The sequence below is a fragment of the Paraburkholderia sp. GAS38 genome, assembly GCF_050434965.1.
GTDB lineage: Bacteria > Pseudomonadota > Gammaproteobacteria > Burkholderiales > Burkholderiaceae > Paraburkholderia > Paraburkholderia phenazinium_A.
Window position 1 is genome coordinate 80,906 of sequence record NZ_JBNDJO010000024.1, and the last position, 25,472, is coordinate 106,377.

At 62.4% G+C, this 25,472-nt stretch carries 23 protein-coding genes; 9 read left to right on the forward strand and 14 right to left on the reverse strand.

Annotation, left to right across the window (positions count from 1 at the left end; genetic code table 11):
* Positions 1–4 precede the first annotated feature (4 nt).
* Positions 5–898, reverse strand: coding sequence for a transcriptional regulator GcvA (locus tag P3T42_RS35920; protein ID WP_429308695.1), 894 nt, complete (start codon positions 896–898; stop codon positions 5–7).
* 159 nt (positions 899–1,057) lie between these two features.
* Between P3T42_RS35920 and P3T42_RS35925 the strand changes: the two genes are divergently transcribed.
* Both P3T42_RS35925 and P3T42_RS35930 read left to right on the forward strand, forming a co-directional pair.
* Positions 1,058–1,651: a LysE family translocator gene (locus P3T42_RS35925; protein WP_253189986.1), complete on the forward strand. Its 594-nt coding sequence runs from the start codon at positions 1,058–1,060 to the stop codon at positions 1,649–1,651.
* Positions 1,652–1,792: 141 nt separating this feature from the next.
* Positions 1,793–3,451 carry a CHAD domain-containing protein gene (locus P3T42_RS35930; RefSeq protein WP_429308696.1) on the forward strand — a complete coding sequence of 553 codons (1,659 nt, stop codon included), beginning with the start codon at positions 1,793–1,795 and terminating at the stop codon, positions 3,449–3,451.
* A gap of 89 nt (positions 3,452–3,540) precedes the next feature.
* Here P3T42_RS35930 and P3T42_RS35935 read toward each other — a convergent pair whose 3' ends face one another.
* Positions 3,541–4,251 (reverse strand): phosphatase PAP2 family protein, encoded by a 711-nt coding sequence (locus P3T42_RS35935; protein WP_074294120.1) that lies wholly within the window; start codon positions 4,249–4,251, stop codon positions 3,541–3,543.
* A 414-nt stretch (positions 4,252–4,665) separates the two neighbouring features.
* Here P3T42_RS35935 and P3T42_RS35940 point away from each other — a divergent pair, with 414 nt between their 5' ends.
* Both P3T42_RS35940 and P3T42_RS35945 read left to right on the forward strand, forming a co-directional pair.
* A complete protein-coding gene (locus P3T42_RS35940) occupies positions 4,666–5,856 on the forward strand; it encodes an extracellular catalytic domain type 1 short-chain-length polyhydroxyalkanoate depolymerase (RefSeq protein WP_429308697.1) in 1,191 nt (396 codons plus the stop codon).
* Positions 5,857–5,998: 142 nt separating this feature from the next.
* Positions 5,999–6,175, forward strand: a complete 177-nt coding sequence (locus P3T42_RS35945) for a DUF3563 family protein (protein WP_429308698.1) — start codon at positions 5,999–6,001, stop codon at positions 6,173–6,175.
* A 60-nt stretch (positions 6,176–6,235) separates the two neighbouring features.
* Here P3T42_RS35945 and P3T42_RS35950 read toward each other — a convergent pair whose 3' ends face one another.
* The 4 genes from P3T42_RS35950 to P3T42_RS35965 all read right to left on the reverse strand — a co-directional run bounded on the left by P3T42_RS35950 (position 6,236) and on the right by P3T42_RS35965 (position 10,173).
* A complete protein-coding gene (locus tag P3T42_RS35950; RefSeq protein WP_429308699.1) occupies positions 6,236–7,735 on the reverse strand; it encodes a cryptochrome/photolyase family protein in 1,500 nt (499 codons plus the stop codon).
* Positions 7,736–7,816: 81 nt separating this feature from the next.
* Positions 7,817–8,623, reverse strand: coding sequence for a BPSS1780 family membrane protein (locus tag P3T42_RS35955; protein WP_074294123.1), 807 nt, complete (start codon positions 8,621–8,623; stop codon positions 7,817–7,819).
* Positions 8,614–9,609, reverse strand: coding sequence for a homoserine kinase (locus P3T42_RS35960; protein ID WP_429308700.1), 996 nt, complete (start codon positions 9,607–9,609; stop codon positions 8,614–8,616). Before P3T42_RS35960 ends, P3T42_RS35955 begins: the two co-directional genes overlap by 10 nt.
* 168 nt (positions 9,610–9,777) lie before the next feature.
* Complete coding sequence (locus tag P3T42_RS35965) at positions 9,778–10,173, reverse strand: hypothetical protein (RefSeq protein WP_074294125.1); 396 nt, start codon at positions 10,171–10,173, stop codon at positions 9,778–9,780.
* A 199-nt stretch (positions 10,174–10,372) separates the two neighbouring features.
* On the opposite strand from P3T42_RS35965, the gene P3T42_RS35970 reads away from it, so the two are divergent.
* Positions 10,373–11,899: an AMP nucleosidase gene (locus tag P3T42_RS35970; RefSeq protein ID WP_074297008.1), complete on the forward strand. Its 1,527-nt coding sequence runs from the start codon at positions 10,373–10,375 to the stop codon at positions 11,897–11,899.
* A 46-nt stretch (positions 11,900–11,945) separates the two neighbouring features.
* Here P3T42_RS35970 and P3T42_RS35975 read toward each other — a convergent pair whose 3' ends face one another.
* The 5 genes from P3T42_RS35975 to P3T42_RS35995 form a co-directional block, all read right to left on the reverse strand.
* The gene (locus tag P3T42_RS35975; protein ID WP_429308701.1) at positions 11,946–12,566 is read right to left on the reverse strand and encodes a flagellar biosynthesis sigma factor; all 621 of its coding nucleotides are present in this window, start codon (positions 12,564–12,566) and stop codon (positions 11,946–11,948) included.
* The gene (locus P3T42_RS35980) at positions 12,566–13,576 is read right to left on the reverse strand and encodes a DUF2515 family protein (protein WP_429308702.1); all 1,011 of its coding nucleotides are present in this window, start codon (positions 13,574–13,576) and stop codon (positions 12,566–12,568) included. Before P3T42_RS35980 ends, P3T42_RS35975 begins: the two co-directional genes overlap by 1 nt.
* 280 nt (positions 13,577–13,856) lie before the next feature.
* Positions 13,857–14,249 (reverse strand): hypothetical protein, encoded by a 393-nt coding sequence (locus P3T42_RS35985; protein ID WP_074294128.1) that lies wholly within the window; start codon positions 14,247–14,249, stop codon positions 13,857–13,859.
* A gap of 511 nt (positions 14,250–14,760) precedes the next feature.
* Positions 14,761–15,291 carry a chromate transporter gene (locus P3T42_RS35990; RefSeq protein ID WP_074294129.1) on the reverse strand — a complete coding sequence of 177 codons (531 nt, stop codon included), beginning with the start codon at positions 15,289–15,291 and terminating at the stop codon, positions 14,761–14,763.
* The gene (locus P3T42_RS35995) at positions 15,288–15,869 is read right to left on the reverse strand and encodes a chromate transporter (protein ID WP_429308703.1); all 582 of its coding nucleotides are present in this window, start codon (positions 15,867–15,869) and stop codon (positions 15,288–15,290) included. The genes P3T42_RS35990 and P3T42_RS35995 overlap by 4 nt, the downstream gene beginning before the upstream one ends.
* A gap of 98 nt (positions 15,870–15,967) precedes the next feature.
* Between P3T42_RS35995 and P3T42_RS36000 the strand changes: the two genes are divergently transcribed.
* A complete protein-coding gene (locus P3T42_RS36000; RefSeq protein WP_429308704.1) occupies positions 15,968–16,876 on the forward strand; it encodes a transcriptional regulator GcvA in 909 nt (302 codons plus the stop codon).
* Positions 16,877–16,956: 80 nt separating this feature from the next.
* Here the strand turns inward: P3T42_RS36000 and P3T42_RS36005 are convergent, their stop codons facing one another.
* The gene (locus P3T42_RS36005; protein WP_074294131.1) at positions 16,957–17,700 is read right to left on the reverse strand and encodes a TIGR00730 family Rossman fold protein; all 744 of its coding nucleotides are present in this window, start codon (positions 17,698–17,700) and stop codon (positions 16,957–16,959) included.
* A 1-nt stretch (position 17,701) separates the two neighbouring features.
* On the opposite strand from P3T42_RS36005, the gene polA reads away from it, so the two are divergent.
* From polA to P3T42_RS36020, 3 genes are all read left to right on the forward strand, one after another.
* The gene (polA, locus tag P3T42_RS36010) at positions 17,702–20,467 is read left to right on the forward strand and encodes a DNA polymerase I (protein ID WP_429308705.1); all 2,766 of its coding nucleotides are present in this window, start codon (positions 17,702–17,704) and stop codon (positions 20,465–20,467) included.
* 164 nt (positions 20,468–20,631) lie between these two features.
* Complete coding sequence (locus P3T42_RS36015; RefSeq protein WP_074294133.1) at positions 20,632–21,984, forward strand: NAD(P)/FAD-dependent oxidoreductase; 1,353 nt, start codon at positions 20,632–20,634, stop codon at positions 21,982–21,984.
* A 204-nt stretch (positions 21,985–22,188) separates the two neighbouring features.
* Complete coding sequence (locus P3T42_RS36020; protein ID WP_429308706.1) at positions 22,189–23,061, forward strand: dienelactone hydrolase family protein; 873 nt, start codon at positions 22,189–22,191, stop codon at positions 23,059–23,061.
* 75 nt (positions 23,062–23,136) lie between these two features.
* On the opposite strand, the gene P3T42_RS36025 is transcribed toward P3T42_RS36020, so the two are convergent.
* Both P3T42_RS36025 and P3T42_RS36030 read right to left on the reverse strand, forming a co-directional pair.
* Positions 23,137–24,006 carry a sulfurtransferase gene (locus P3T42_RS36025; protein ID WP_074294135.1) on the reverse strand — a complete coding sequence of 290 codons (870 nt, stop codon included), beginning with the start codon at positions 24,004–24,006 and terminating at the stop codon, positions 23,137–23,139.
* Between the two features lie 178 nt (positions 24,007–24,184).
* On the reverse strand, positions 24,185–25,291 hold the full coding sequence (locus tag P3T42_RS36030; RefSeq protein WP_074294136.1) for an aromatic ring-hydroxylating oxygenase subunit alpha: 1,107 nt from the start codon (positions 25,289–25,291) through the stop codon (positions 24,185–24,187).
* Between the last annotated feature and the right edge of the window lie 181 nt (positions 25,292–25,472).

A 25,472-nucleotide genomic window follows, 5' to 3' on the forward strand; every position in this document is an offset into this window, starting at 1 on the left:
GGCGCTACGCTGACCGGGCCGATCTTGCTTCCGACAGCAACCAGCCCCGGAACGCCGCCACATCCGGCCGTTCGGCGGCGGCGCGCGGATAGACGAGCCAGTAGCTGTAGTCGTTGGGCAGCGTGATGTCGAATGGCTGGACGAGGCGGCCCGCGGCGAGATCGTCGGCCGCCAGCATGAGTCTGCCGAGCACCACGCCCTGACCGTCCACCGCGGCCTGCAGTGCGAGACTGGCGTCGTCGAACGACGCGCGGCCCGCTTGCAGATCGATCCCCGCGACGCCGGCGTGCTCGCACCAGTGACGCCAGGCACTCCCAGGTTTGTCGTGCAGCAACTCGACACGACGCAGATCGGACGGCGTGTGAAGCGGTGGTGGTCCTGCTGCGACGGCGGGACTGCAGACCGGGCTCAGGCTTTCCTGGGCGATCAGATCTGCCTTCAGGCCGGGCCAGCGGCCGAGGCCTGAGCGAATGGCGAGATCGAAACGGTCCGTTGAAAAATCCCACAGATCGGCGGAGCTGGCGAGCTTGACATCCACCTGCGGGTGCAGCGCGCGGAATCTGCCGAGGCGCGGCACCAGCCAGCGCGATGCAAACGACGGCAACGCGGTAATGCGCAGCGGGCCGTCGCTGCGTTCGCGCAGGCGCAACGTCGCCGCCGACATGCGATCGAAGGCCTCGCTTAGCTCCGGAAGATAACTGCGGCCCTTGGTGGTCAGCGTCAGGACATGGCCGCGACGCTCGAACAGGCTGAATCCGAGCCAGCTTTCCAACTGGCGAATCTGATGGCTGATGGCGGCCTGCGTCACGCATAGCTCGTTGGCGGCGACGGTAAAACTCAGATTGCGCGCAGCGGCCTCGAAGGCGCGGAGCGCGCCGAGCGGGGGGAGGCGGCGCATGAGATCGATTAGCTGGCTTTATCGAGACCCTGACGATAACTCGTTTGGCCGCCGCGTGAAAGTCACTTCTAATCAGGCATCCGAAACCAGAGGCGTGGGGCGATCGCCCCGCTCCGTTTCAATGCGAGGGAGCCGATGATGGGCCTGATTGGATGGGATATGTGGATTCTGTTTTTTGGCTATGCCATTCCGATGGTGATTAGCCCGGGACCGGGCAATACGATTCTGGCCGCTTCCGGCGGCCGCTTCGGCATTCGCGGTTCGTTGCGGTTCTGGGCTGGGTTTGAAGTCTCGAATCTCGCGCTTTGCCTGCTTTATGGGTTGGGCCTCGGCCGCGCCTTGCATCGTTACCCGGAGGTGCACGAGGCGCTCAAGTGGACCGGCACGGCTTATCTGCTTTACCTCGCATGGGGCTTCTTCCGTTCGTCCACCACGGCCACGGCCGCGAGCGACAGGACGATGACGCGCTTGACGTTTACCGATGGCCTGGTTTCGGTGGCACTCAACCCGAAGATCCATTCGATGATTCTGGTGATGTTTTCGCAGTTTCTCGATCCGTCGAAATCGCCTTCCGTGCAGGTGGTTCAATTTACGGTCGCTTTTCTGCTGGTGTGCGTGGGTTGCCACTTCCCGTGGATTTACGGCGGCAAGGTGATCCTGGGCCGCTTCTCTTCGGAGCGCGCGGTGCGCATCCAGGGTCGTGTTTTTGGCGTGTGCATGCTGCTGGTGGCCGCGTACATCGCATTTGCCTGAGCGGCTGCGCGGGATGGGTTCTTCTTCATAGGGGATTTGACGTGGGTACAGCCGCTTGGCTTGCGGTCCATGTAACATGAACAGGAGGCATCGCCTTTTCCTTCTGCGCGCGGCCTCCTTTGCTCAGACGATGGGGAGTCCATGGGCCGCGTCCTCGTAATCGTGCTTGATGTTCCGCAGTCGGCATTGCATGCGTGGTCCGTGCAGCGTGAACGGAGCCATCGCTCCCGCGTGGCGAACCGGCTCGATGCCGCTCTGGTCAAGGCGCTTGGCGATTTGCCGCAAGCCGAGCGCGTGGCGCGCAAGGGTTCGCGTGGCGCCGTCCTCCAGCGCTCCCCTGCGAAGGTAACGAGCACCCGCTTCGAACAGACTGCGAAGATGGCCGCGGCCGGCTTGCAGGTCACGCTCGAAACATCGCTGCGTGTGCGACGCGTTGTGGCGTGCCAGCAAATGGACTACGCCCCGGGTGTCACGGTGCGCGAGATCCTCTACGAAGTACCGCTGGATGCGGAAGCGCCGGTCAGCTCGGCATTTGCAGCCGCACCCGAGAAACACCGGCACGTGCTAACCGAGGCCGGCGATCTCGCGCCGCTCACGACGTTTGTCTGTGAGCGCGATAGCTGGCGCTGGCCGGTGGCGGATGGGATCGTCGTCGATATCGTCTTCAATCGCTTTCATGCTTCGACGGAAGGCGATGCACCACCGTCGCGCGAACTTCATCTGACTACGCCATTCGTCGACGACGCACCTGGCGCGTCGCTGGCCGCGTTGTTCGCTGCTGCGTATGCGTTGGTTGCCGCGTTGCCTGCCTTCCCGGTTTTGCGCACGGCGCTCGATCGCGCTTGTTGTGCCGCCGACGCTTCCCCCGTCGAGGCGACCGTCGCCGACGCACACGAAGCCACGACGCCCATACGTGCCGCGCCCATTGATCTGGCCGGTGTTTCGACGCCCCAGGCCGCATTGACGACGATCGGCTGTAACGTCGCGGATCAGTGGTTCGGCAATGACGCCGGCGTGCGCGACGCCGTCAGCACCGAGTTCGTCCATCAGATGCGTATCGCGCAGCGGCGTCTCAGGACGGCGCTGCGAATCTTCCCGCACTGGCAGGACGAAGTGTGGACGGCGCGCATCGCACCGGATCTCAAATGGTTGGGCAGCGTGCTCGGCGAGGCGCGTGACTGGGACGTGTTCGTCGATTCGACCTTGCCCGCGCTGGCTGCTGCAGACGCTGACAGCACGCGCTGGATCGCGATCTGCGAGCGCGCCGACGCGCGGCGTCTTGAAGCCCGCAGGGCCTTAAAGACCGCCATGGGCTCGGCGCGCTACGCGCAGCTTGCCCTGGCGTGGCTCGAATGGCTGAGCGGATTGCCCTCACGCGAGCCGCCCGCAAAGGCCGCGGATACTTCGCTGCGCGCCTATGCGCAAAAGCGCGTGCAGAGGTACTACAAGCGGTTGATTAGGGCACCGAAACTGACGACACTCGACGAGCAAGCGCGTCACAAGGAACGCATCCAGGCGAAGTACCTGCGCTATACGCTGGAATTCTTCGAGTCGATCGCCTCGCAGAAAACGCGCAAGGAGAGCGCGAAGACGGTCGCGCGCATGCAGAGCGTGCTCGGCGACGGCAACGATGCAGCCGTTGCTTTGCGCTACCTCGAGCAGGTCGATGCGCCGCCTTACCAGGCGGGTTTTGCACACGGTTGGTGTGAGGCGTCGAAACGCTACACGGCGCAGGAAGGCGAGCGTTTGCTGCGCAGATTGCGCAAGCCGAAAATCACGGGCGGGGCGGGTGGTGGATAGCGGAGGCGGCCGATCTCGCGGCCTCAGCACCTATCCGTGAATCACCGGTCAGGTTGTGCGGGCAACCGGCGGTCGTGCCGCGTTACGCGTTACGCGTCGCGGTCGTCCGGCAGAGTGGGCGCTACCAGCGTATTTTGTGTCTGCGACAGCGGCGCGGCGTTCGGCGAATTGTAGTGTCCCGCCTTCCAGCGCGCGCGAATGAATGGCCGTTCGTGGCCGGAGACCTTAAGGGCGATATGGGTGACCCAGCGTTGCGTGGGCAGATGGACGCCGTGCAGCCCGACGGTCAGCATCATGAGACTGACGGCGACGGGCACGGCGGACAGCCGGCCGGGTTCCGCATCCCACGACCAGCGCACGAACATCAGCGCGGTCACGGCGCCGACGATGCAGCCGGTAATCGCCTCGGACGGCGAGTGCGCATCCAGCACCACCCGCGACAGGCCAACCGCAATGCCGGCGGCCAGCCCGATCACCACGCCCACGAGGCGAAACGCGGGCCGTGCGGGCAGCAGCATCAGAAACAGGGCGACCGGGTAGACCGCCGTGGAGAGGACCGCGTGACCGCTCAGCCCGGTGAAATCCAGTTCTTTCACGCCGACGCCCCAGCCGAGAAAGGCCAGCTTGGTGATCGTGACGACCACGATCGCCGCTCCCAGCAGCAGTAGCCAACCCGCTGCCATGCGCCAGGAGTAGCCGAGCGCCAGCCAAAGCGCGATCGCAATCGCGAGCGGCAGCGTCAGACCGGCGCCGCCGAGGCTGGTGATCGAATACCAAAGGTGATAGGGCAAGTCAGGCATGGAAAGAAGCGCGACAGGCGCCGCGTAGAATCAGGACCGTGATTGTTTAACGCGCCAGCCATCCATCTGGCCGACAGAAGATTGAGACACGCTGTACGTGTTTCATGGGTATGACTGTCAGTATAGACGGGAGTGCCCGTCGGAGCTTGTGGCGCGACGCTATGGCACCGCCTATGGCGTTTCGCGCCGATGCCGTGGCGGCGCCCGACTGCGTATGAAACACCTCGCAAAATGATCTGGCAATACGGCGGGCGGCGACTGACCGGCATGTGCCGGCGTGGCGCCTACTAACGATTTTGGCTGCACTATGCGCTCAGCATCGGGTCAGGATTGGTGTTATTGTGCAATGCACAACGACTTGCCGTTCTAGTTCTACAGAACAGTAGCGGTCCCTTTTTGCGAGGTCATCATCCAATGGCAAAAAGTCTGACAAAAATCTGGCTGGGCGGTCTGAAACGCCTGATCTCGATCCAGGCTAAACACGCGCGCGACGTCAAGCGCAACGCTGCACGACCCGTGCGGCCGGCGGGCAAACTGTCCGCCAAGCTCAAGCCGGTCAAGCCGGCGACCACCCTCCGCTCACCCACCAAACGTGAAGCGCCGCGACCAGGTGCCCGCGAATCCCGGGTCCGTCCACGGGCGGCCGCCTGGGCGAGCGGGTCGTGGACGCGCTCGTTTCATTCGGCGCCCGTGGCGCCGGGGCGTCTCGTCAATCATCTGCAATACGGTTTGTACGTGCCCGCCGGGGCGGCGTCCGCGCCGATGCCGCTCGTCGTGATGCTGCACGGTTGCAAGCAATCCATCGACGAATTCGCCGAAGGCACGCGCATGAACCTGCTTGCGGACCGCTACGGCTTTGCGGTGGTCTACCCCGAGCAGTCCAAGCATGTCCACGCACACCGGTGCTGGCATTGGTACGACAGTAGCGACGCCGCTGGCGGGGCCGAGGCGCGCGCGGTGGTGTCGCTGGTCGATGAGCTGGTCGCCGAACATGGCTTCGACGGCGAGCGAATCTATCTCGCCGGGTTGTCGGCGGGTGCCGGGTTGGCAACCTTGCTCGCCACGCGTTATCCGGAGCGGTTTGCGGCCGTCGCGTTCCATTCCGGGCCGGCGTTCGGCGAAGCTCGTTCGGGAATCGCGGCGATGGACGTGATGCGGCGGGGCATGCGGCACGATCCGGTTGTGCTGATCGACGAAGCGGTCGACGTCGCGGCTTATCCTGGCATGCCGGCCATCGTTATTCACGGGGATGCGGATCATGTGGTCGCGCCCGCCAACGCGGAGCAACTGACAACCCAGTTCTTGCGCCTGAACGGACTGGTGGACGCCGCGGGCGAACGAATAGCCGGCGAGGAGCGCGAGGAGCGCAAAGCGGGCGTGGTGATGCGCGACTATGTCCGTGGCGGCCGGCGCGTGGTGCGCTTGTGCCGGGTCCAGGCCTTGGGCCATGCGTGGAGCGGTGGCGACGACGCCGTGCCGTTTCATTCGTCTAAAGGGCCGGATGCGAGCGCGCTGATCTGGGAGTTTTTCAGGTATCAGCGCCGCGCCGTCAAGTCTCGTGATACCGAGAGCATCGCCGCGGGAGCCGCGTCGGGCGCGGCTTAGCGGGCGTTGGACGGGTTCGGATGGAGGGATAGGCGGCGGTAGAGCAACACTTCAGAAAAGATCACTTGGCATGCCCTAGGGTTTTCCCTATAATCAGGGTTATCCACTAGGCAGTAACCCTAGATTCTTTTCGAGGTTGATCATGTATCTTCTGAGCAGCTTGTTCCTGTTCCTGACGAAATCCGCTGACCAGATGGCCAAAGAGCGTAGCGACGCTTACCTGGCTGAAGCTACGGATCTGTACGATCTCGAGTTCCGCATGCGCAAGATCGACCGCGAAGCAGCGGTTCGTCATCCGGCATGGATGACCCAGCACTAAGCTGGAGCTCAACGAACCGCCGGCTTTGCCGGGGTTCTGGCATGTAAGTGCCCACTATCGTCACTTGCCGAAGCGCGCCAGAGTGCGTTGCCTTGCTTCCGCATGGTCGACAATCGGCGCTGCGTAGTCTCTTTCGAGCGTCACGCCGAAGTCCGTTAGCCGCTCAACGCCTGCCAGCCATGGCGCGTGAATCCACTTCGGTGGCACGTTCGCCAGTTGCGGGAGGTAGCGCTTGATAAAGCGTCCCTCCGGATCGAATTTCTCCGATTGCGTCACCGGATTAAAAATCCGGAAATACGGCTGGGCGTCGCAGCCCGTTGATGCTGCCCATTGCCAGCCGCCGTTATTCGCCGAGAAATCGAAGTCGTTCAATTGCTCGGCAAAATAACGTTCGCCGAGCCGCCAGTCGATTCCCAGATCCTTCACCAGAAAACTCGCCGTCACCATGCGCAGACGGTTGTGCATGTAGCCCGTCCGATTGAGCTGCAGCATGGCCGCGTCGACCAGTGGGTAGCCGGTGCGTCCTTCGCACCATGCTGCAAACGCGGCGTCAGCGTGTGGGCCGGTTTCCCAGCGCAGTGCGTCGTACTCGGCCTTGAACGCCGCGCCGCTCGCCAGCCTGGGATGGTGCGACAGGATCATGAAGTAAAAATCCCGCCAGATTAACTCCGATAGCCAGGTCGCCGCCCCTTGGCCGCCCGGTTGCAAGGAGAGTTCGTGTGCGAGCCGGGCCAATGTACGGATCGACACCGTGCCGAACCGCAGATGCATCGACAGATAGCTGGGTCCTTTCGCGGCAGGAAAGTCGCGCCGGGCGCCGTAGCTATCGATGCGGGTGAGGAAGTCGTCGAGCAACTGCTGGGCGCCGTTCATCCCGGTGGGCAGCCGCAAATCGGCCAGATTGCTGGGTGCGAAGCCGAGTTGCGCGAGCGTGGGCCGGCCACGATCCAGGGCGGCAGGCGGTGGCGCCAGATTCGCGAGGTACGTTTCGACCGGATACGGTTGTAGATCGAAGGCGTTGAGTTGCTTCAGCCAGGCGTTCTTGTACGGCGTGAACACCGTGAACGACTTGCCTTGCCCCGTGAGAATTTCGTCGCGCTCGAAGATCACCTGATCCTTGAATGTGAGCAGCTCGCGGCCCTTTTCGGCGAGTTGCTCGCGCACGGCTTCGTCGCGCTCGATCGCGGCAGGCTCGTAGTCGTGATTCGTAAAGACGGCTTCAACGCCGAGTTGCTCCGCCAACGCGGGGATCGCGGCGCGCGCGTCGTCGTGTAGCACGATGAGGCCGCCGCCATGTTGCCGCAACGCCTGATCCAGTTCCTCCAGCGCGGCGAGGATGAATTCGATGCGCCGGTCTTCAGGCGTGCGATCCGGCCGGCGAATGCGCCACGTATCGAGGATTGGCTGCAGGATGGTCGTGTCGAGGACGAAGACGCACCAGACTCGCTCGCAATGCTTCAACGCATAGTAAAGCGCGGCCTGATCGGTGCTGCGCAAGTCGCGGCGAAACCAGACGAGGCCGGTGTCGAAGTGGGTGTTCAGGCGTCGGACGCGCGTCATGATGATCGGTTGGTGATGGGGCGCGTCGCGTGCTGCAAACGCCGGGGCGCTGACGAAACCCGCCTTCGGCATACGCGCCGATCAATTAACTGGCGTGGTGGGCAGATCGGGCGTGTCGGGCGTCGGCACGCCGAAGCAGCCGCGATAGGTCGCGTAGAACGAGCAATAGAGCATCGTCGTGACGATGATGGTGGCGGGCATCAGCACGGCAACCGCGAAGTCGCCGGCGCCGAGCGCCTGCATCAGCGTGGTCAGTCCAAACATGACGATGGTTTCCACCACGAACCACAAGGCGCCGAAGACGACGAACGCGCCGCGGTTGCGCCAGCAACTGACGATGCTGAAGAACATCGCCTTGACGGGCGGCACGTCATGCCATGCCGTGAGGACAGGCGAGAACCAGAACAGCATAGCGACCGGAATATAGAACGCCATGGCCGCGAGGACGCCCATCATGATGTTGCTGTTGAGAACCGTCTCGGGATCCATGGCGGTGGTGCCCAGCATGACTTTCAGCAGCATGCCGTCGTCGGCGAGCGCCGAGCCGGCCAGCACCAGCCCCATGGCGACGAGGTAAAAACCGCCTAGCGCCAGCAGCCGCCTGGCGACGACCGAGCCGTACGAGCGAAAGCCGTCCACGAGAATGGTGGGAAACACCGGCTTGCCCGCGATGGTGTCGCGGCACGCCGCCATGAAGCCCACCGCGACACCCGGAACGAAGGCGAGCGGCAGTACGCCGCCTACGTAGGGGATCTGCGCGACCAGCGTCATCACCAGCAGATAGGCGAAGAACAGCGTCAGGAAGGCGAGCGGGTTCTTGCGGAACAGCCAGATGCCTTGCCGGAACCATACATAGCCGGTCTTCGCGGGAACTTCAATTAGTTGCATGAGGTATGGATGCCTGGAAGTGCAACGCCCGAAAGGCGTTCGCGCAGAATGCGCTCGAAATGGCCCGGGTCGTGCGGCTTGAGCAGTTCGGCCGCACGCGGCATATGAAAATCATACAGGCGTGACACCCAGAAGCGGTAGGCGCCTGCGCGCAGCATGTCACCCCAGTGCCGGTTCTCTTCCGGCGTGAACGGGCGCACGGTCTGATACGCGCGCAGCATGGCCTCGACGCGGGTCTCGTCGAGCTTGCCGGTGGCCAGATCGGCGCACCAGTCGTTGACTGTCACCGCCACGTCGAAGAGCCATTTGTCGCAGCCAGCGAAATAAAAGTCGAAGAAGCCGCCGAGGCGCACCTGATGACCGCTGCCCGGCGCCGCGTGGGCGAACAGCACGTTGTCGCGGAACAGGTCGCAATGGCACGGCCCCTCGGGCAGCGCCGCGTAATCGGCCGAGGCGAAAAACGCCTCCTGGTGCGCGAGCTCCGACGTCAGCAGGTCGCGCTGCGCGCCGCTGAGAAACGGCAGCACGCTGGGCACCGTCTCCTGCCACCACGGCAGGCTGCGCAGATTCGGCTGATGGCGCGCGTAGTCGCGCCCGGCGAGGTGCATGCGCGCCAGCATCTGGCCTACTTCGATGCAGTGCTCGACGCCCGGCGCCAGTTCCGGACCGCCTTCGAGTTTCGTCACGATGGCGGCGGGCTTGCCTTGCAGCATGCCGAATAGCGCGCCGTCTTCGCGCGGCATCGGATCGGGTACCGGCACTCGGTGAGCCGCCAGATGCTGCATCAGATCGAGATAGAACGGCAGTTGCTGCGCCGTCAGCTTTTCGAAAATCGTGAGGACGTATTCGCCGCGCGTCGTCGTCAGAAAGAAGTTGCTGTTTTCAATCCCGGACGAGATGCCGCGAAACTCGACGACTTCGCCGAGATCGTAATGCCGCATCCATTGTGCGAGTTGGGGTTCGGTGACAGCAGTGAAGACAGCCATGCGGGAGACGTCGGATCAGGTGGTCGGGCTGGCGCGGTGCGGCCAGTGCTGCAAGGTATGGGTAATCAGGGCAAGCGGGATCAACAGACTGAAGGCCCGGCCAGCGGGCCATGCAGGGCGCGAGCGGGGCGAGCCGGCGCCCCGCCGCAGGGCAAAGGATCAATCAGATCAGTAGGTCAGGCTCACGGACGGCAGACGCGTGCTGGGATGGCCGCTGTTGTTGGCGCTCGGCGACGTGTCGAGCGGCGCGCCCATGTGATAGCTCGTGCCGAGATTCGAGTGCACGTTGATTTCGACCGGCTTGCCCTTGTCGCGGTACTCGGTGATTTCCGTGCCGTTCGGGCTCTTTTCGTAGAAGCTCGGCAGGCGCGGCTGGTTGATTTCGACCTTCGAGCTGACCTCAGCGGCCGGACGGTTGATCGCGGCCAGGTCCGGCAGACCGGCCTGTTCGTTGGCGGACATGGGGTGGTCGGCTGGCGGCGGTGCGTCAACGGGCTGGGCAGCCATCGCAGTGTTGGCGACGGCAAGCGCCAGCGCAACGGCGACGGGAAGGAGCGGCTTCATGGTGATTCTCCAATAGGGTGCCCCGATTCTAGCAAATCCAGCCTTGCCCACGGGCGCGATAGCCTTATTTTGCGCCGCTTTCGTACGGCGTGTGCGCGCGGCATGCGCGCAATCTGACAGACGCCGGCTGGTCGGGCCCCGATGATCAATCTTTCAAGGTTCCGTGGTAATGTGGTTTCATCAATCGAGGCGAATGAAGATGAACAACAACACCAATCAGCGTGCGGTGCAGACGCCCGCCAATGACTTCCCGACCGAGGCCTTCGACGACGCGACAGACGCCGTCACGCACCTGTCCGCCATCTACGAAGCGAACACCTCTTTCTTACGCGACGCCTTTGCGCGTTACAGGCGTAATGAGCCCTTCGATCACCGGGTGCGCGCCTGTTATCCGTTCGTCAGGGTGTGCACCGAGGTCAATACGCATATCGACTCGCGCCGCTCATACGGCTTCGTGGCCGGTCCCGGCGTGTTCGAAACCACTGTGACGCGACCGGATCTGTTCGGCAACTATTATCGCGAGCAGCTCCGGCTGCTGGCGAAGAACCATCATGTGCAGATCGAAGTGGGTGTGTCGGACCAGCCCATTCCGGTTCATTTTGCGTTCGCGGAAGGCATCCATCTGGAAGGTGACCTGGATCGCGAGCGGCTGCTCGGTATCCGCGATGTGTTCGATACGCCGGACCTGCGCTTTCTCGACGACCGTATCGTCAACGGCACGTACGAGCCGGGACCCGGCGAGCCGCATCCGCTCGCGCTGTTCACGGCGGCGCGGGTCGATTTTTCGCTGCACCGTCTCAAGCATTACACGGCGACTTCGCCCACACACTGCCAGAACTACGTGCTGTACACGAACTACCAGTTCTACATCGACGAGTTCGTCAAGCTGGGCCGCACGATGATGGCGCACACGGACGACGAAGAGCTGCGCACTTATCGTAGCGAGTACACATCGTTTGTCGAACCGGGCGATGTGATCACGTACAACGCGAATCTCGGCGAGCAGGCCGACGAAGGCACGCCGCCGCCGCGTCTGCCGCAGATGCCCGCGTATCACCTGAAGCGCGCCGACGGCAGTGGCATCACGATGATCAACATCGGCGTGGGGCCGTCGAATGCGAAGACGATCACCGATCACATTGCCGTGCTGCGTCCGCATGCGTGGATCATGCTCGGTCACTGCGCCGGTCTGCGTAATACGCAGCGCCTGGGCGACTATGTGCTGGCGCACGGCTATGTGCGCGAAGATCACGTGCTCGACGACGACCTGCCTTTGTGGGTGCCGATTCCGGCGCTCGCGGAAGTGCAGGTGGCGCTGGAGCGCGCGGTCGCGCAGGTGACGCAGCTGGATGGCGTCGAACTCAAGCGCGTGATGCGTACCGGCACGGTGGCGAGCGTCGACAATCGCAACTGGGAGCTGCGCGATCATCGCGAGCCGGTGCAGCGTTTGTCGCAAAGCCGCGCGATTGCGCTGGATATGGAGAGCGCGACGATTGCCGCGAATGGTTTTCGATTCCGGGTGCCTTACGGCACCTTACTTTGCGTCTCGGATAAGCCCTTGCATGGCGAACTGAAGCTGCCGGGTATGGCGGACCAGTTTTATCGGGCGCAGGTCGATCAGCATTTGCAGATCGGCGTGAAGGCGATGGAGTTGCTGCGGATGAACGGTTTGCATCGGTTGCATAGCCGGAAGCTGCGTAGCTTTGCGGAAGTGGCGTTTCAGTAACAACAGATTGTCCGGTGGGCCTTTACGGGTTCCGCCGGACTGCGCTTTAGTCGCCAGGTCTATCATCGTCGAAGACAGGCGGGCCGAGATCCAGTGTTATCAGGTAGCGCTCGTCGGTTGGGCGGTCTTCGGACCGAAAGCAGCGGATGTTGAGCGAGACTTGATACTTGGTGTCGGCCTGCCAGTAACTCGTCGGAGCGGAGCACTTTCGAATCTCGGCGCGCCTCGCCGGCGTGTCTTCGATAGGCTGGCTTCGCTCTCCTCTGAATGGTTTCCATCCTCCTCGTCGAAGCTGAGCCTGTAAGTCCACGAGAATGGCCATCGCATCGTCGAGGGGTAATGTCGCCGCTTGGGGGGATAGCGAAACGGAATCGACATTGCCCGCGCTGTCGTAATGTACCGCCAGGAATTTCGCCGCAGGCGTGACAAAGCCAAACTGGGGGTCGACGAAGTGCAATCGAGTGAGGCGGCTCACGGAGCCGCCCCAGTTTGCGTTGAACTCGATAGCAGGCAAGGTTGAGTGAGACTGCCGTCGTACCTGTTCGTACGATTCACCTATGGAAAGCACGACTTCATCGACTGGCCGCGCCATGGCGTAGATGCCCCATAGGACGGTAATTGCAAGCCCGAGGCAAGCAAAGCGCCAGCTAAATCTCCTGATTGTCATTAGCCGCCTCCGTGCGCAATGAGGTACAGGGAATTCTCCACGAAATGCCGCTGGATTGGATCATGCAGCAGATCATCGAACCGCTGTGCAGCGCGTAGAACGAACGCCATCCTTTGGCTGCCATCCGCAAGATTCGCCAAGGGTTGCTTGCTGAATCTCTCGTATATCGCATTGGCGCCGGTGACTGTGCACTGATTGGCAAGAGTCAACTGGATCTCCCGAGCCGATCCGGTTGGAATATTCAATGCCCACGCGAACTGATTGGCTCGCATCAAAAGTGCGAAGGTCGGATCGTCGTACATGGCTGGTTGCAGGATGCTCATCTGTTCATGCCACGCCAGCAATTCGACGCTTTTACTGATATTGCCCGCATCGATCGCTTCAAATCCCTGTACAACTTGCGGTCTGGTAAGGCCAAACGGAACGCTCCTGGCAATCGGCCATAGAACCGATCCCTCTAACAGTTGACGCTCCGGCAGACATCGCTTGAACCGCTGTAACCCGAATTCCTTGTAGAACATGTGCAGCGGCCAGATATCCAGAAACAATGATGTGTTGCCCTTAGCGAGCATTTGATACACCTGCTCCGCTCCGGCGCCGTTCGCCTGATCCGGTATGGGCATCCTTGGCGACCCGTAGGGTGCCATCCGTTCGAGCGGGGAGCTTTGTCTTTCCCATTGTTGGTAGGCGTCACGTTCCCGGTTTGACTTGTTGACGAGTTCCGCTGCGTTAAGTAACCCGCAACCGACCTGTTTGGATGCGAATGCGGCCAATCCTGCCCACTGAAAGCGCCGGTCGCTTAGCCACAATTGCGCGTAAGCCGCATTGATGCGCCGGTTACGGGAAATCGGATTGTCAGCGGACGCGATCGCCTCGGCCTTCTTTTGAAGGGAACGCCAGCAGTTGATGCAATCCTGTTTGTCGTCTTCCGCCCGCTTCTTTGCGGCTGCCTCCTCCTCTTTCCAATTCGGGTAACAAGTTGGACACCTTGGGTTATCGCATTTCGGCATGGAACTGATTTGTTTTGGTTGGTTTCGTTTTCGTCGCGGGTAATATCAACGCGGCTGTAAACTTACCAAATATTTTGGAGTCCTTGTTTATGGGATAGGGTGAGGTGGGCTTGTGAGTGACGAATCAACGGGAGGCTGGTTTCGCGCGAGATCACGACCGTGTCGGTGCATCAATTGGTGGAGTCGGACATTAACCAGAGGTGTATGGTTTGGCCGGATATCTCGGTGCGCTGGATGCGATGCGGTTGATCGAGTTGGCGACACTGTCTCGCCGGAGCTATCAAGAAAGACGGGGCAATGCCGATTCACGCAATCTGACTTCGCCGATGTACTGTCTTCGGTCGGCGTTCCAGTAGAGATCGAGTTGACGCGTCGGTATTTGTATCAATTCCGCTGCTTGCTCGCCGCCAATATCGAATTCGATTTCCGTAAGCTTGCGGTTTCCCCTGCCAGCTACGGTTGCGAAGATCTCAACCCTGTATGTGCCGCTTTCGTACAGGAGCGCATCAGGCGCTCCCCGAAGATTAAAGTGATGATCGTTGGCGACCCCAGTCGGCCCGACGAATAACCCACTGCCGAGGGTCAGGTGTCCGCTATCCGTATGTCCCCAGAAATCGAACAGATAGCTTCGTCCGTCCTTGTGGACGCGCAAAAAGAGGTTTTCGACAGCCATCCCCTTTGCCCCGGTCGAGTACAAGCATGTTCGAATGAAAAGCTTGGGGCAATTTGGACCCGCATCCCGTTTTAGGCAGACATAGGTTGGGCGAGTCATCTGAACGGCTTCAGGCGAGTGGTTTTTGCTGGAGTTGCCCGCGCCCGAATCCAGCTGCGCAGATGTCCTTGCAGCGGTTGATCTTCTGGGTCTGACCGTGGGGAAAGGGATATTGGATCATTTCAATCCTGCGACGGGCAGCCGGCTAGAAAATCCGATCTTCAACTCTTTTGTGTCTCCGTGGATTTGCTGGCACCCCATAATGTCAAGCAGACGCCATCTGGTCCTTAAGGGTTTTGCAAATCATTGATTTATAAGGGATCGCGGCGTGCCGTAAAGCTCCGAAGGCAGCGCTCAAGCAACGTCAAGGAGGTGAGCAACGCTGCTAACTTGCGTCAATAGAATACTGTAGTGCGGTACGCCGGCACGGGCCGAAGCGGGTGCCTTGCGCCCGCTCGATCCGACCTCCGCCCTAAAACTGCCCAAACCCCGTCAACCCAATCAAACTCCCCGCCGCCAGCAACCACAACGGATGAATGCGGGTCTTAATCGCCAGCACCGCGCAAACCGCAGTAATCGCCCATGCGATCAGCGTCGTATCCGACGCATGCGCAATCAGCGCCGCGCTCGCAGCCACCAACCCCGCAGTCACCGGCACCAGTCCAGCTTGTGCATAGCGCCGCCACGGCCGATCCTTAAAGCGCTCCCATGCCTTAAGCGCGAGGATCGTCACAATCGACGAAGGCCCGAATTTCGCCACCGACGTCACCAGCATCCCCGCCCAGCCAGCCACATGCCAACCCACCAGGGTGACAACCATCAGGTTCGGCCCAGGCGCCGCCTGCGCCAGCGCGAAGAGCGCGCTGAACTCGCTGGCCGGCATCCAGTGATGCACGTCGACCACCTGGCGTTGCATCTCCGGCAGGATCGTATTGCCGCCGCCGAAAGCCAGCAACGACAACTGACTGAAGATGATGGCGAGTGAGATCAGGGTATCGTTCATCGTACGGTCCTCGAGGCGAGGTAAATGCTCAGCGGAGTCAGGACGAGCATCGTAGGCAGCAGCGGAAAACGCAGCAGCGCGATGGCCAGAAAACCCAGCACGGCGATAATCGCCCCAGCAGGTTTGCGCCACAGCGGCAACACGATCTTCACCGCCATCGAGATCAGCAATCCGGCCGCGGCTGCAGCGAGGCCGGCAAACAGATGACGGATGTGCGGATCGTTCTGCGTGTGTTCATACAGCACGCCTAGCCCGATCACCACCAGCGACGGACCTGCAATCAGCCCGAGCAGTCCCGCGAGCGCCCCGGGCAGCCCGCGAAAGCGCATGCCAATCGCCACGGACAGGTTGATCACATTGCCGCCCGGCAGGAACTGGCACAGACCCAGCAGATCGGTGAAGTCGGAGGCGGAGAGCCAGCGGCGCCGCTCGACGATCGCGCGCCGCGCGAGCGGCAGCGCACCGCCGAACGAGATCAGCCCGAGCCCGAGAAAGCCGCTGAAGATCTCGCTGACAGTGGGCGGCGGCGCGAGGCCGGTGTCGGCCGCGGTTTGCGCGGCGGTGAGGTTTGAGTTCATATCGTGAGCCGTCTTGTTCATGCTCGGGAGGTTAACGCCGTTTTGGCTTCGGGCAAAACGATTTCTCGGGCGCTTCCTTGTGATCTAGAATCACAAGCATGGCTCGAAATCTTCCTCCCTTTCCAGCGCTACGCGCCTTCGAAGCGGCGGCGCGGCACAATAGTTTCACCGCGGCGGCGAACGAATTGCATGTGACGCACGGTGCAATTAGCCGCCAGGTCGCGGCCTTCGAGGCGTGGGTCGGCGTGCAGGTCTTTCACCGCATCGGCAAGCGCGTGCGCCTCACCGACGACGGGCGCCGCTATCTGGCGACCGTCCAGGCTGCCTTCGAAAGTATTTCCGTCGCAACCAGCCAGCTACGCGACACCGGCGTGGTGCATGTGCTGCGCGTCAACGCGCTGCCCACGTTCGCCATGAAGTGGCTGCTGCCGCGGCTCAACCAGTTTCAGCGCAAGATGCCCAACGTGGAACTGCGACTGTCGACCTCGACCTCGGACTTGCCGGCCGAGTTGGTGGAAGGCTACGACGTGGCGATCAGGCGCGGTCCGGCGCATTGGCCGAACTGCGTGAGCGGGCATTTCCTTGGCGAAAGCGAGTTGCCGGTGTGCAGTCCTGCGTTATTGCAGCGCTCGCCGATCAAGGTGGCCGACGATCTCGCGCGCCACGTCCTGCTGCATTCGGATACGCGACCGGACGCCTGGCGCAACTGGCTCAGCGCGGCGGGCGTGAAGGCGAAGTGTCGCAAGAAGCAGTCGTTCGATCACTTCTATCTGGCGTTGCAAGCGGCCGTGGATGGACTCGGCGTTGCGCTGGGGCCGCTACCGATGCTTGCGGACGAACTGGCTTCGGGGAGGCTCGTGATGCCGCTCGAAGGTCCACGTGTCGACGCGCGCGGCTACTGGTGGGTCGCGCGGCGCGAAGTCGCACAAGCGCCGCTCGTCGAGCAGTTTTGCCGCTGGCTGCAGGAGCAGGGCGATCAGGGTGATGAAGCAGTGGCGCGCGCCTGAGAGGCATCGCTCAAACGAACAAAGCCGGGTGGCGGCACGCCGCCCGGCTTCTTCGAATCAGAATCACACCGCCTCACGCCTTACAGATAGAACATCCGGTCTTCATCGGACTTCGCGGGATGCGGTTCTACCTCGTCACGGTCTTCGTAGAACTTCAGCACCGCTTCGAGCACCTGGTCCGGGTCGTCGATCACCTGCATCAGGTTCAAGTCGTCCGGATTGATGAGGCCCATCGGCACCAGCGATTCCTTGAACCAGCCGAGCAGGCCTTTCCAGAACTCGCCGCCCACCAGGATGATCGGCACGTGGCGCGACTTCTTGGTTTGAATGAGCGTGAGCACTTCCGCAAGCTCATCCAGCGTGCCGAAGCCGCCCGGCATCACGATCACCGCATCCGAGTTCTTCACGAACGTGACCTTGCGCGTGAAGAAGTGACGGAAGCGCAGCGAGATGTCTTGCCACTGGTTGCCCGATTGCTCGTGCGGCAGTTCGATGTTCAGGCCCACCGACGGCGCCTTGCCCGCATGCGCGCCCTTGTTGGCCGCTTCCATGATGCCGGGGCCGCCGCCGGAGATCACCGCAAAGCCCGCGTCCGACAGCTTGCGCGCGATCTGCGTGGCCAGTTTGTAGTACGGCGAGTTCGATTTCAGGCGCGCTGAACCATAGATGCTGACAGCCGGGCGAATCTCCGAGAGGTACTCGGTCGCCTCAATAAACTCTGCCATAATCGTGAACATCTGCCACGATGCGCGGGCCTTTTTGGCTGTCGCGCGCTCTTGATCTGCGAGTGATCGCAGACTCGGAATCACTTTTCTCTTTGTCATAATGCCTGAAGAACGAGTCCTGGAAACTAAGCTGGGCACCGAGCTGGAAGGGAAGACCCTGCTATTGGTCGACGGTTCGAGTTATCTGTACCGGGCCTACCATGCGATGCCTGATCTACGCGGCCCCGACGGCGGACCTACGGGTGCGCTCTACGGGATCATCAATATGCTGCGGCGCATGCGCAAGGAAGTCACAGCAGAGTATAGCGCGTGCGTGTTCGACGCCAAGGGCAAAACGTTTCGCGACGACTGGTACGCCGACTATAAGGCCAACCGTCCGTCGATGCCCGAAGACCTCGCGCAGCAGATCGAGCCGATCCATGTCGCGGTGCGTGCGCTGGGCTGGCCGCTGTTGATGATCGAAGGCGTCGAAGCCGACGACGTGATCGGTACGTTGAGCGTCGCTGCCGAAAAGCTCTGCATGAATGTGATCGTCTCGACGGGTGACAAGGATCTGGCGCAACTCGTCACGGATCGCGTCACGCTCATCAACACGATGACCAACGAGACGCTCGACCGTGCCGGCGTGCTGGCTAAATTCGGCGTGCCGCCGGAGCGCATCGTCGATTACCTGTCCCTGATCGGCGATACCGTCGACAACGTGCCCGGCGTCGAGAAGTGCGGTCCCAAGACCGCGGTCAAGTGGTTGAGCCAATACGAAACGCTCGACGGGATCGTCGAACACGCGGCGGAAATCAAGGGCGCGGTGGGCGACAACCTGCGCAAGGCGCTCGATTTTCTGCCCTTGGCGCGCAAGCTCGTGACGGTCGATACGGCATGCGATCTGACGCAGCATCTGGTGTCGATTGAGGAAAGCCTGTCCACGCGTCCTGAGGCGCGTGACGAACTGCGCGATGTTTTCGCGCGGCATGGCTTCAAGACCTGGCTGCGTGAAGTCGAAGCGGCCGAGGTGGTGGAAGGCCCGGGTGCGGGCGAGGACGTCGCCCCTGTGATCGACGGCGAGCGTCATTACGACACCGTGCAGACGTGGGAGCAGTTCGACGCCTGGCTTGCGAAGATCAACGCCGCCGAGCTGACCGCCTTCGACACGGAAACCACCGCGCTCGATCCGATGCTGGCGCAACTGGTCGGCATTTCGCTGTCCGTCGAAGCCAACTCCGCCGCTTATATTCCGGTGGGACACCGTGGGCCGGATCATCCGGAGCAACTGCCGCGCGACGAAGTGCTCGCGAAGCTCAAGCCCTGGCTCGAAAGCGCCGACCACAAGAAGGTCGGCCAGCACATGAAGTACGACGAGCAGGTGCTGGCGAACTACGGCATCGCCATGAACGGCATCGAGCACGATACGCTGCTGCAATCGTATGTGCTGGAGTCGCATCGCACGCATGACATGGACAGCCTCGCGCTGCGCCATCTCGGCATCAAGACGATCAAGTACGAAGAGGTGGCGGGCAAGGGCGCGGGGCAGATCGGCTTCGATGAGGTCGCGCTCGCTCAGGCCGCCGAATATGCCGCGGAAGACGCCGATATCACGCTGCGTCTGCATCAGGCCTTGTATCCGCAAGTGGCGGCGGACGAGGGCTTGCAGCGCGTCTACCGCGACATTGAGGTGCCCACTTCGCGCGTCCTTCGCAAGATGGAGCGCACCGGCGTGCTGATCGACGCGGAGAAGTTGCGTCTGCAAAGCAATGAAATCGCCACGCGTCTGATCGAGCTGGAAACGGATGCCTATACGCTGGCCGGCGGAGAATTCAATCTCGGCTCGCCGAAGCAGATCGGGCAGATCTTCTTCGAGAAGCTGCAGTTGCCGGTGGTCAAGAAGACGCCGAGCGGCGCGCCGTCCACCGATGAAGAAGTCCTGCAGAAGCTGGCCGAAGACTATCCGCTGCCGAAGCTGCTGCTCGAGCATCGCGGCTTGTCGAAGTTGAAGTCCACCTATACCGACAAGCTGCCGCGCATGGTCAACGCGCAGACGGGCCGCGTGCATACCAACTATGCGCAGGCCGTGGCGGTTACCGGGCGGCTTGCCTCGAACGATCCGAACCTGCAGAACATTCCCGTGCGCACCGCGGAAGGCCGCCGCATTCGCGAGGCGTTCATTGCGCCGCCGGGTCATAAGCTCGTCTCTGCGGATTATTCGCAGATCGAACTGCGCATCATGGCGCACATCTCCGGCGACGCATCGCTGTTGCGCGCGTTCGCGCAGGGCGAGGACATCCACCGCGCCACCGCTGCGGAAATCTTTAGCGTGACGCCGCTTGAAGTCTCGAGCGACCAGCGGCGCGTGGCGAAGGTGATCAACTTCGGTTTGATCTACGGCATGAGCGCTTTCGGTCTTGCCGCAAACCTGGGTATCACGCGTGATGCGGCGAAGCTTTATATCGACCGCTACTTTGCGCGCTATCCCGGCGTCGCAAACTACATGGACGAAACCCGCCTGAGCGCGAAGTCCAAGGGCTACGTCGAGACCGTGTTCGGCCGCCGCCTGTGGCTGCCGGAGATCAACGGCGGCAATGGGCCGCGCCGCCAGGCCGCGGAGCGCGCCGCAATCAACGCGCCGATGCAGGGTACCGCCGCCGATCTGATCAAGATGTCGATGATCGCCGTGCAGAACTGGCTCGAGGCGTCGAACACCGGCACGCGCATGATCATGCAGGTGCACGACGAACTGATCCTCGAAGTGCCGGACAGCGAACTGTCCGAGGTGCGCAAGCGTTTGCCTGAACTGATGTGCGGCGTTGCCGCGCTGAAAGTCCCGCTGGTCGCAGAAGTGGGGGCCGGCGCCAATTGGGAAGAGGCACATTGACGCAGCCCTGAGTTCTGGCGATATCGTCGTGCGCATGTCACACATGCGCACGGATGGCTTGTGGCAAACCGTGCCGCTCGCGGACAATCTCTGACAGACGGCCCCTACAGGGATGACCTGGACCGTCTCGACGCATAACCGATCGGCAAACACGGAGAACTACGATGCATCGTTTTATCGTCGTTGGTGGAGGTGCGGGTGGGCTGGAACTGGCGACGCGTCTTGGCGATCGCTATGCCCCACGTAAGAACAAGGGCGAGGTGCGCGCACAAGTTACGCTCGTCGATCGCAATCCCACCCATATCTGGAAGCCGCTGCTGCATGAGGTGGCCGCCGGCAGCATGGACCCGTTCACGCAGGAGCTCGAATATGCCGCGCAGGCGCGCTGGCATGGCTTCGAGTTTCAGCAGGGCGAGCTGACCGGGCTCGATCGCGCGGCGAAACGCATCACGCTCGCACCGGTCATCGACGACGACGGCGCAGAGTTGCTGCCGCAGCGTGTGCTCGACTACGACACGCTGGTGGTAGCCATCGGCAGTACGACGCATTTCTTCGGCGTCAAAGGGGCACCGGAGTATTCCCTCGCGCTCGACACGGTCAGTCAGGCCGAGCGCTTTCGCAAACGCCTGATCGCGGCCTGCATGCGCGCGGAGCATCAGGCACACGAACCGGTGGAGTCGACGCCTGACGCGTCCGTGCCGTCTACGGAGCCGCGTGTTCAGGTGGCGATTGTCGGCGCCGGCGCGACCGGGGTCGAATTGTCTGCGGAATTGCGCAATACGGCGCAGGTGTTGTCCGCGTATGGGCTGCATAAGCTCGATCCGCGCCATGACGTGGGTATTGTGCTGATCGAGGCGGGGCCGCGTATTTTGCCGGCCTTGCAGGAGCGGGTGTCCACCGCCACGGCGGAGCTGCTGACGAAGCTCGGCGTGAAGCTGATGACCGGCGAGACGGTGGCGGAAGTCGCGCCGGGCGTCGTGCGGACCGCGAGCGGCAAGGCGATTCGCGCCGACCTGACGGTATGGGCCGCGGGCATCAAGGCGCCAGCGATCCTGAGTCAGCTCGACGGCCTGCCGGTCAACCGGCTGGGTCAACTGATCGTCCGCCGTACGCTGCAGACCGAGGTCGACGACAATGTTTTCGCGCTTGGCGATTGTGCGGCGTGTCCGTGGCCGGGCAACGAACGCAACGTGCCGCCGCGCGCGCAAGCCGCTCACCAGCAGGCGAGCTTCCTGCTGAAGGCACTCGCCGCAAGGCTCGAAAATCAGCCGCTGCCGGAATTCACCTATCGGGACTTCGGCTCGCTGGTGTCGCTTGGGCATTTCAGCGCGGTGGGCAATCTGATGGGCGGGGTGATCGGCGGCAACATGCTGATCGAGGGCCTGTTTGCGCGCTTCATGTACATGTCGCTGTACCGGCTGCACATTGCCGCGCTGCATGGCTACGCGCGGATGGTGCTCGATACCTTCGCGCATTGGCTGCGTCGTACGACGTTGCCGCGGGTCAAGCTGCACTGAGGGGCGTCTTTGCTCTTTGCCTTTGCCATTTGCATTGGCAAGACACGGCACGGCGGCGGTTTGAGCGGTCCCTGCGCGTGCCGTCGCGAGGTGTGAAAATGCGGTTCGTCAGGCTTCTGCAACAGGACACGCACGAGGCGTATCCTGTTGCCTTTCGCCCTGTCGTTTGCTGCTTTTCATCGCCCTTCATTCAAGGAGTGCCGCATGCTGAAACCTGAAGTCGACAGCCTGGTCCCGCACGTTCCGTTCAGTCGGCGCACCTTCATCAAGGCCGCGCTCGGTACAGGCTTTGCCGCTGCCGTGATGCCGGTGTCCGCGCAAACCATCCATACCGATAGCGAAGGGCTCGAGGCCGGTGAAGTCGCCGTGCATTCGGGCGACACGCTGGTGCCGGCCTACCGCGCGCAGCCTTTGGGCAAGACGCACTTGCCGGTGATCATCGTCGTGCACGAGGTTTTCGGTGTGCACGAGCATATCGCCGATGTGTGCCGGCGCTTCGCCAAGCTCGGTTATCTCGCGATCGCACCGGACCTCTATGTGCGGGAAGGGGATGCGTCGGTGTATCCGACGATCCAGCAGTTGAACGACCAACTGGTGAGCAAGGTGCCCGACGACCAGGTGCTGGCCGATCTCGACGCCACCGTCGCCTGGGCGGGCGCGAACGGTGGCGATCTGAACCGTTTGGGCGTCAATGGCTTCTGCTGGGGTGGGCGTATTACGTGGCTGTACGCGGAGCACAATCCGCGCGTGAAGGCGGCGGTGGCCTGGTACGGCCGGGTAGCCGGCGGTCACACGGCGAACAACCCCGCTAATCCGATCGACCGGGTGGCCGACCTGCATGCGCCGGTTCTCGGACTCTACGGCCTGCAGGATCCGAGCATCCCGCAGGACACCCTCGCGCAGATGAAGCAGGCGATCGCGCAGGGACCGGAGGCGGGACGCGGCTCGCAGTTCGTCGTCTATGACGATGCCGGTCACGCGTTCTTTGCGGACTATCGGCCCAGCTACAAGAAGGCCGATGCGGAAGACGGCTGGCGCCGCGTGCAGGTCTGGTTCAAGCAGCACGGCGTGGCGTAGGGGCTGCGGCGGCGCGTGGTTTTGATTACGGCCACCGCCGCCTTGCCTCTGCTGCTGCTGCTGCTGCCGCTGCCGTTACGGATTCGGCCCGGTCGCAACCGGCCGTGCCGGATTGGACGTCCACTCGCTCCACGATCCCGCGTAAAGCGCCGCGCCATGCAGGCCGGCGACTTCCATCGCCAGCGCGTTGACACAGGCCGTTACGCCGGAGCCGCATTGCAGCACGACGTGATCCGGTGCAATGCCCGGCAACAATGCCTGGAATTCTTCCCGTAACGAATGGGCCGGCTTGAACCGCCCGTCGGCCGTGTAATTGTCCTTGAAGAAGCGGTTCAGCGCGCCCGGAATGTGCCCGCCCACCGGGTCGAGGGTCTCGTTCTCACCGCGATACCGGTCCGCGGCGCGCGCGTCGATCACGACCCGCTCATGCGTACTCAGATTGCGCTCCACGGCCTGCACGTCGAACGTGACTGCGAGCGGCGCGCCCGCCTTGAAGTCGCCGGTGCTGTGCGGGGCCACTTCCTGCGTCAACGGTTGGCCGGCTGCTTGCCAGGCTTGCAGCCCACCGTCGAGCAAGGCCACCGCGTCGTGACCCAGCCAGCGCAGCAGCCACCAGGCGCGCGCGGCGTACATGCCGCCTTGCGCATCATAGGCAACGACCTGCTGACCTTGCTTGAGGCCGCGTGCGGCGAACAGGGCGGCGAGCTTCGTCCGGTCCGGCAGCGGATGGCGGCCGTTGGTGCCGGTCTTCGGGCTCGACAGATCGTGATCCAGATGCAGATACTGCGCACCCGGCAAGTGACCGGCCGCGTAGGCTTTCGTGCCGGCTTCGGTATCGGCCAGATCGAAACGGCAGTCGATCACGAATACGCTGCCAGGGGCCGCGGCGAGCCGTTCGGCGAGATTCGCCGCGGAGATCAGTGTGGTGTAGTGAGTGTGTGGCATGACGGTCCCATGCAAGATGGTTGCGAAACGGGAGATTTCGGCACGGCCCGAGCCAGCGACGAGGCGCACTCAAGCAGTTCGACCGAATGATGTTGTTAGTCTAAACAAAAAAAGACGGGCCGAAGCCCGTCTTTCCGTGATTGCTGTCAGCCCGCGGGCTGTATGGCGCTTGCGCCGTTCAGATCGTGCCGAGCTCGCGCCGCAGGAACTCGTGGAAGTGCTGCATGCCGTCTTCCATCGGGCTTTGATACGGTCCGACCTGCGACTCGCCGCGCTCCATCAGCGCGCGGCGGCCGGCGTCCATGCGCTCGGCGATCTCGTCGTCTTCGCGCGCCGTTTCCATATACGCGGCACGTTCGGCTTCGATGAACTCACGCTCGAACAGCGCAATTTCCTCAGGGTAATAGAACTCCACGACATTGGTGGTTTTCTGCGTCCCGCGCGGAATCAGCCATGACACAACCAGCACATGCGGATACCACTCGATCATGATGCCTGGGTAGTACACCATCCAGATGGCGCCGAACTCGGGCGCCTTGCCGTCGCGGAAGCGCAGCACTTCGTCGTGCCACTTGCGATACGTCGGGCTGCCCGGCTGTTCCAGATCCTTGTGGACACCCACTGTCTGCACGCTGTACCAGTCGCCGAATTCCCACGTCAGGTCGTCGCAATTGACGAAGCTGCCGAGGCCGGGATGGAACGGCGCGACGTGGTAGTCCTCGAGGTAGACCTCGATGAAGGACTTCCAGTTGTAGTTGCATTCATGGACTTCGACGTGGTCGAACATGAAGTTCGAGAAGTCGAAATGCTGCTTGGTGCCGAGGCGCGCCAGATCCTTCGCGACGTCGCGCCCCTGGGCTTCGAACAGCAGCCCTTGCCAGTTCTGCAGCGGCGTGGCGCCGAGATTCAGGCAGGGGTTGTCAGCGAAATGCGGCGCACCGAGCAACTGGCCGTTCAGATCGTAGGTCCAGCGGTGCAGGGGGCAGACGATGTTCTCCGCCTGGCCGCGGCCGTTGAGCATGATGGCTTGCCGGTGGCGGCACACGTTCGACAGCAGTTCAACCTGTGACTGCTTGTTACGGACGAGCACACGCCCCTCGCTCTCGCTGGGCAAGGCAAAATAATCCCCCGCATCCGGCACCATGAGTTCGTGCCCGATGTAGCGAGGACCTTTCTTGAAAAGGGTTTCGATTTCGCGCGTTAGAAGCGCTTCGTCAAAGTAAGCCGTGACTGGCAGCTGGCTGTGTACAGACCGCAACTGCAATGCATTGCTCAGATTGGACATTCCCACTCCCGTGAAGACGTGAAAGCAGTGAACAACCCAACCATCGAAGGTTTCGATTTAGGGAGCCCGCGATTATACCCGTTTACCCCATTCCATTACACACAAGTCGGCGTGAGCGGCTTGTAAACTTTCGCGACTTGCCGTTTACTCTTGCTTTTTGCACGACGCGCGAATGGCACAG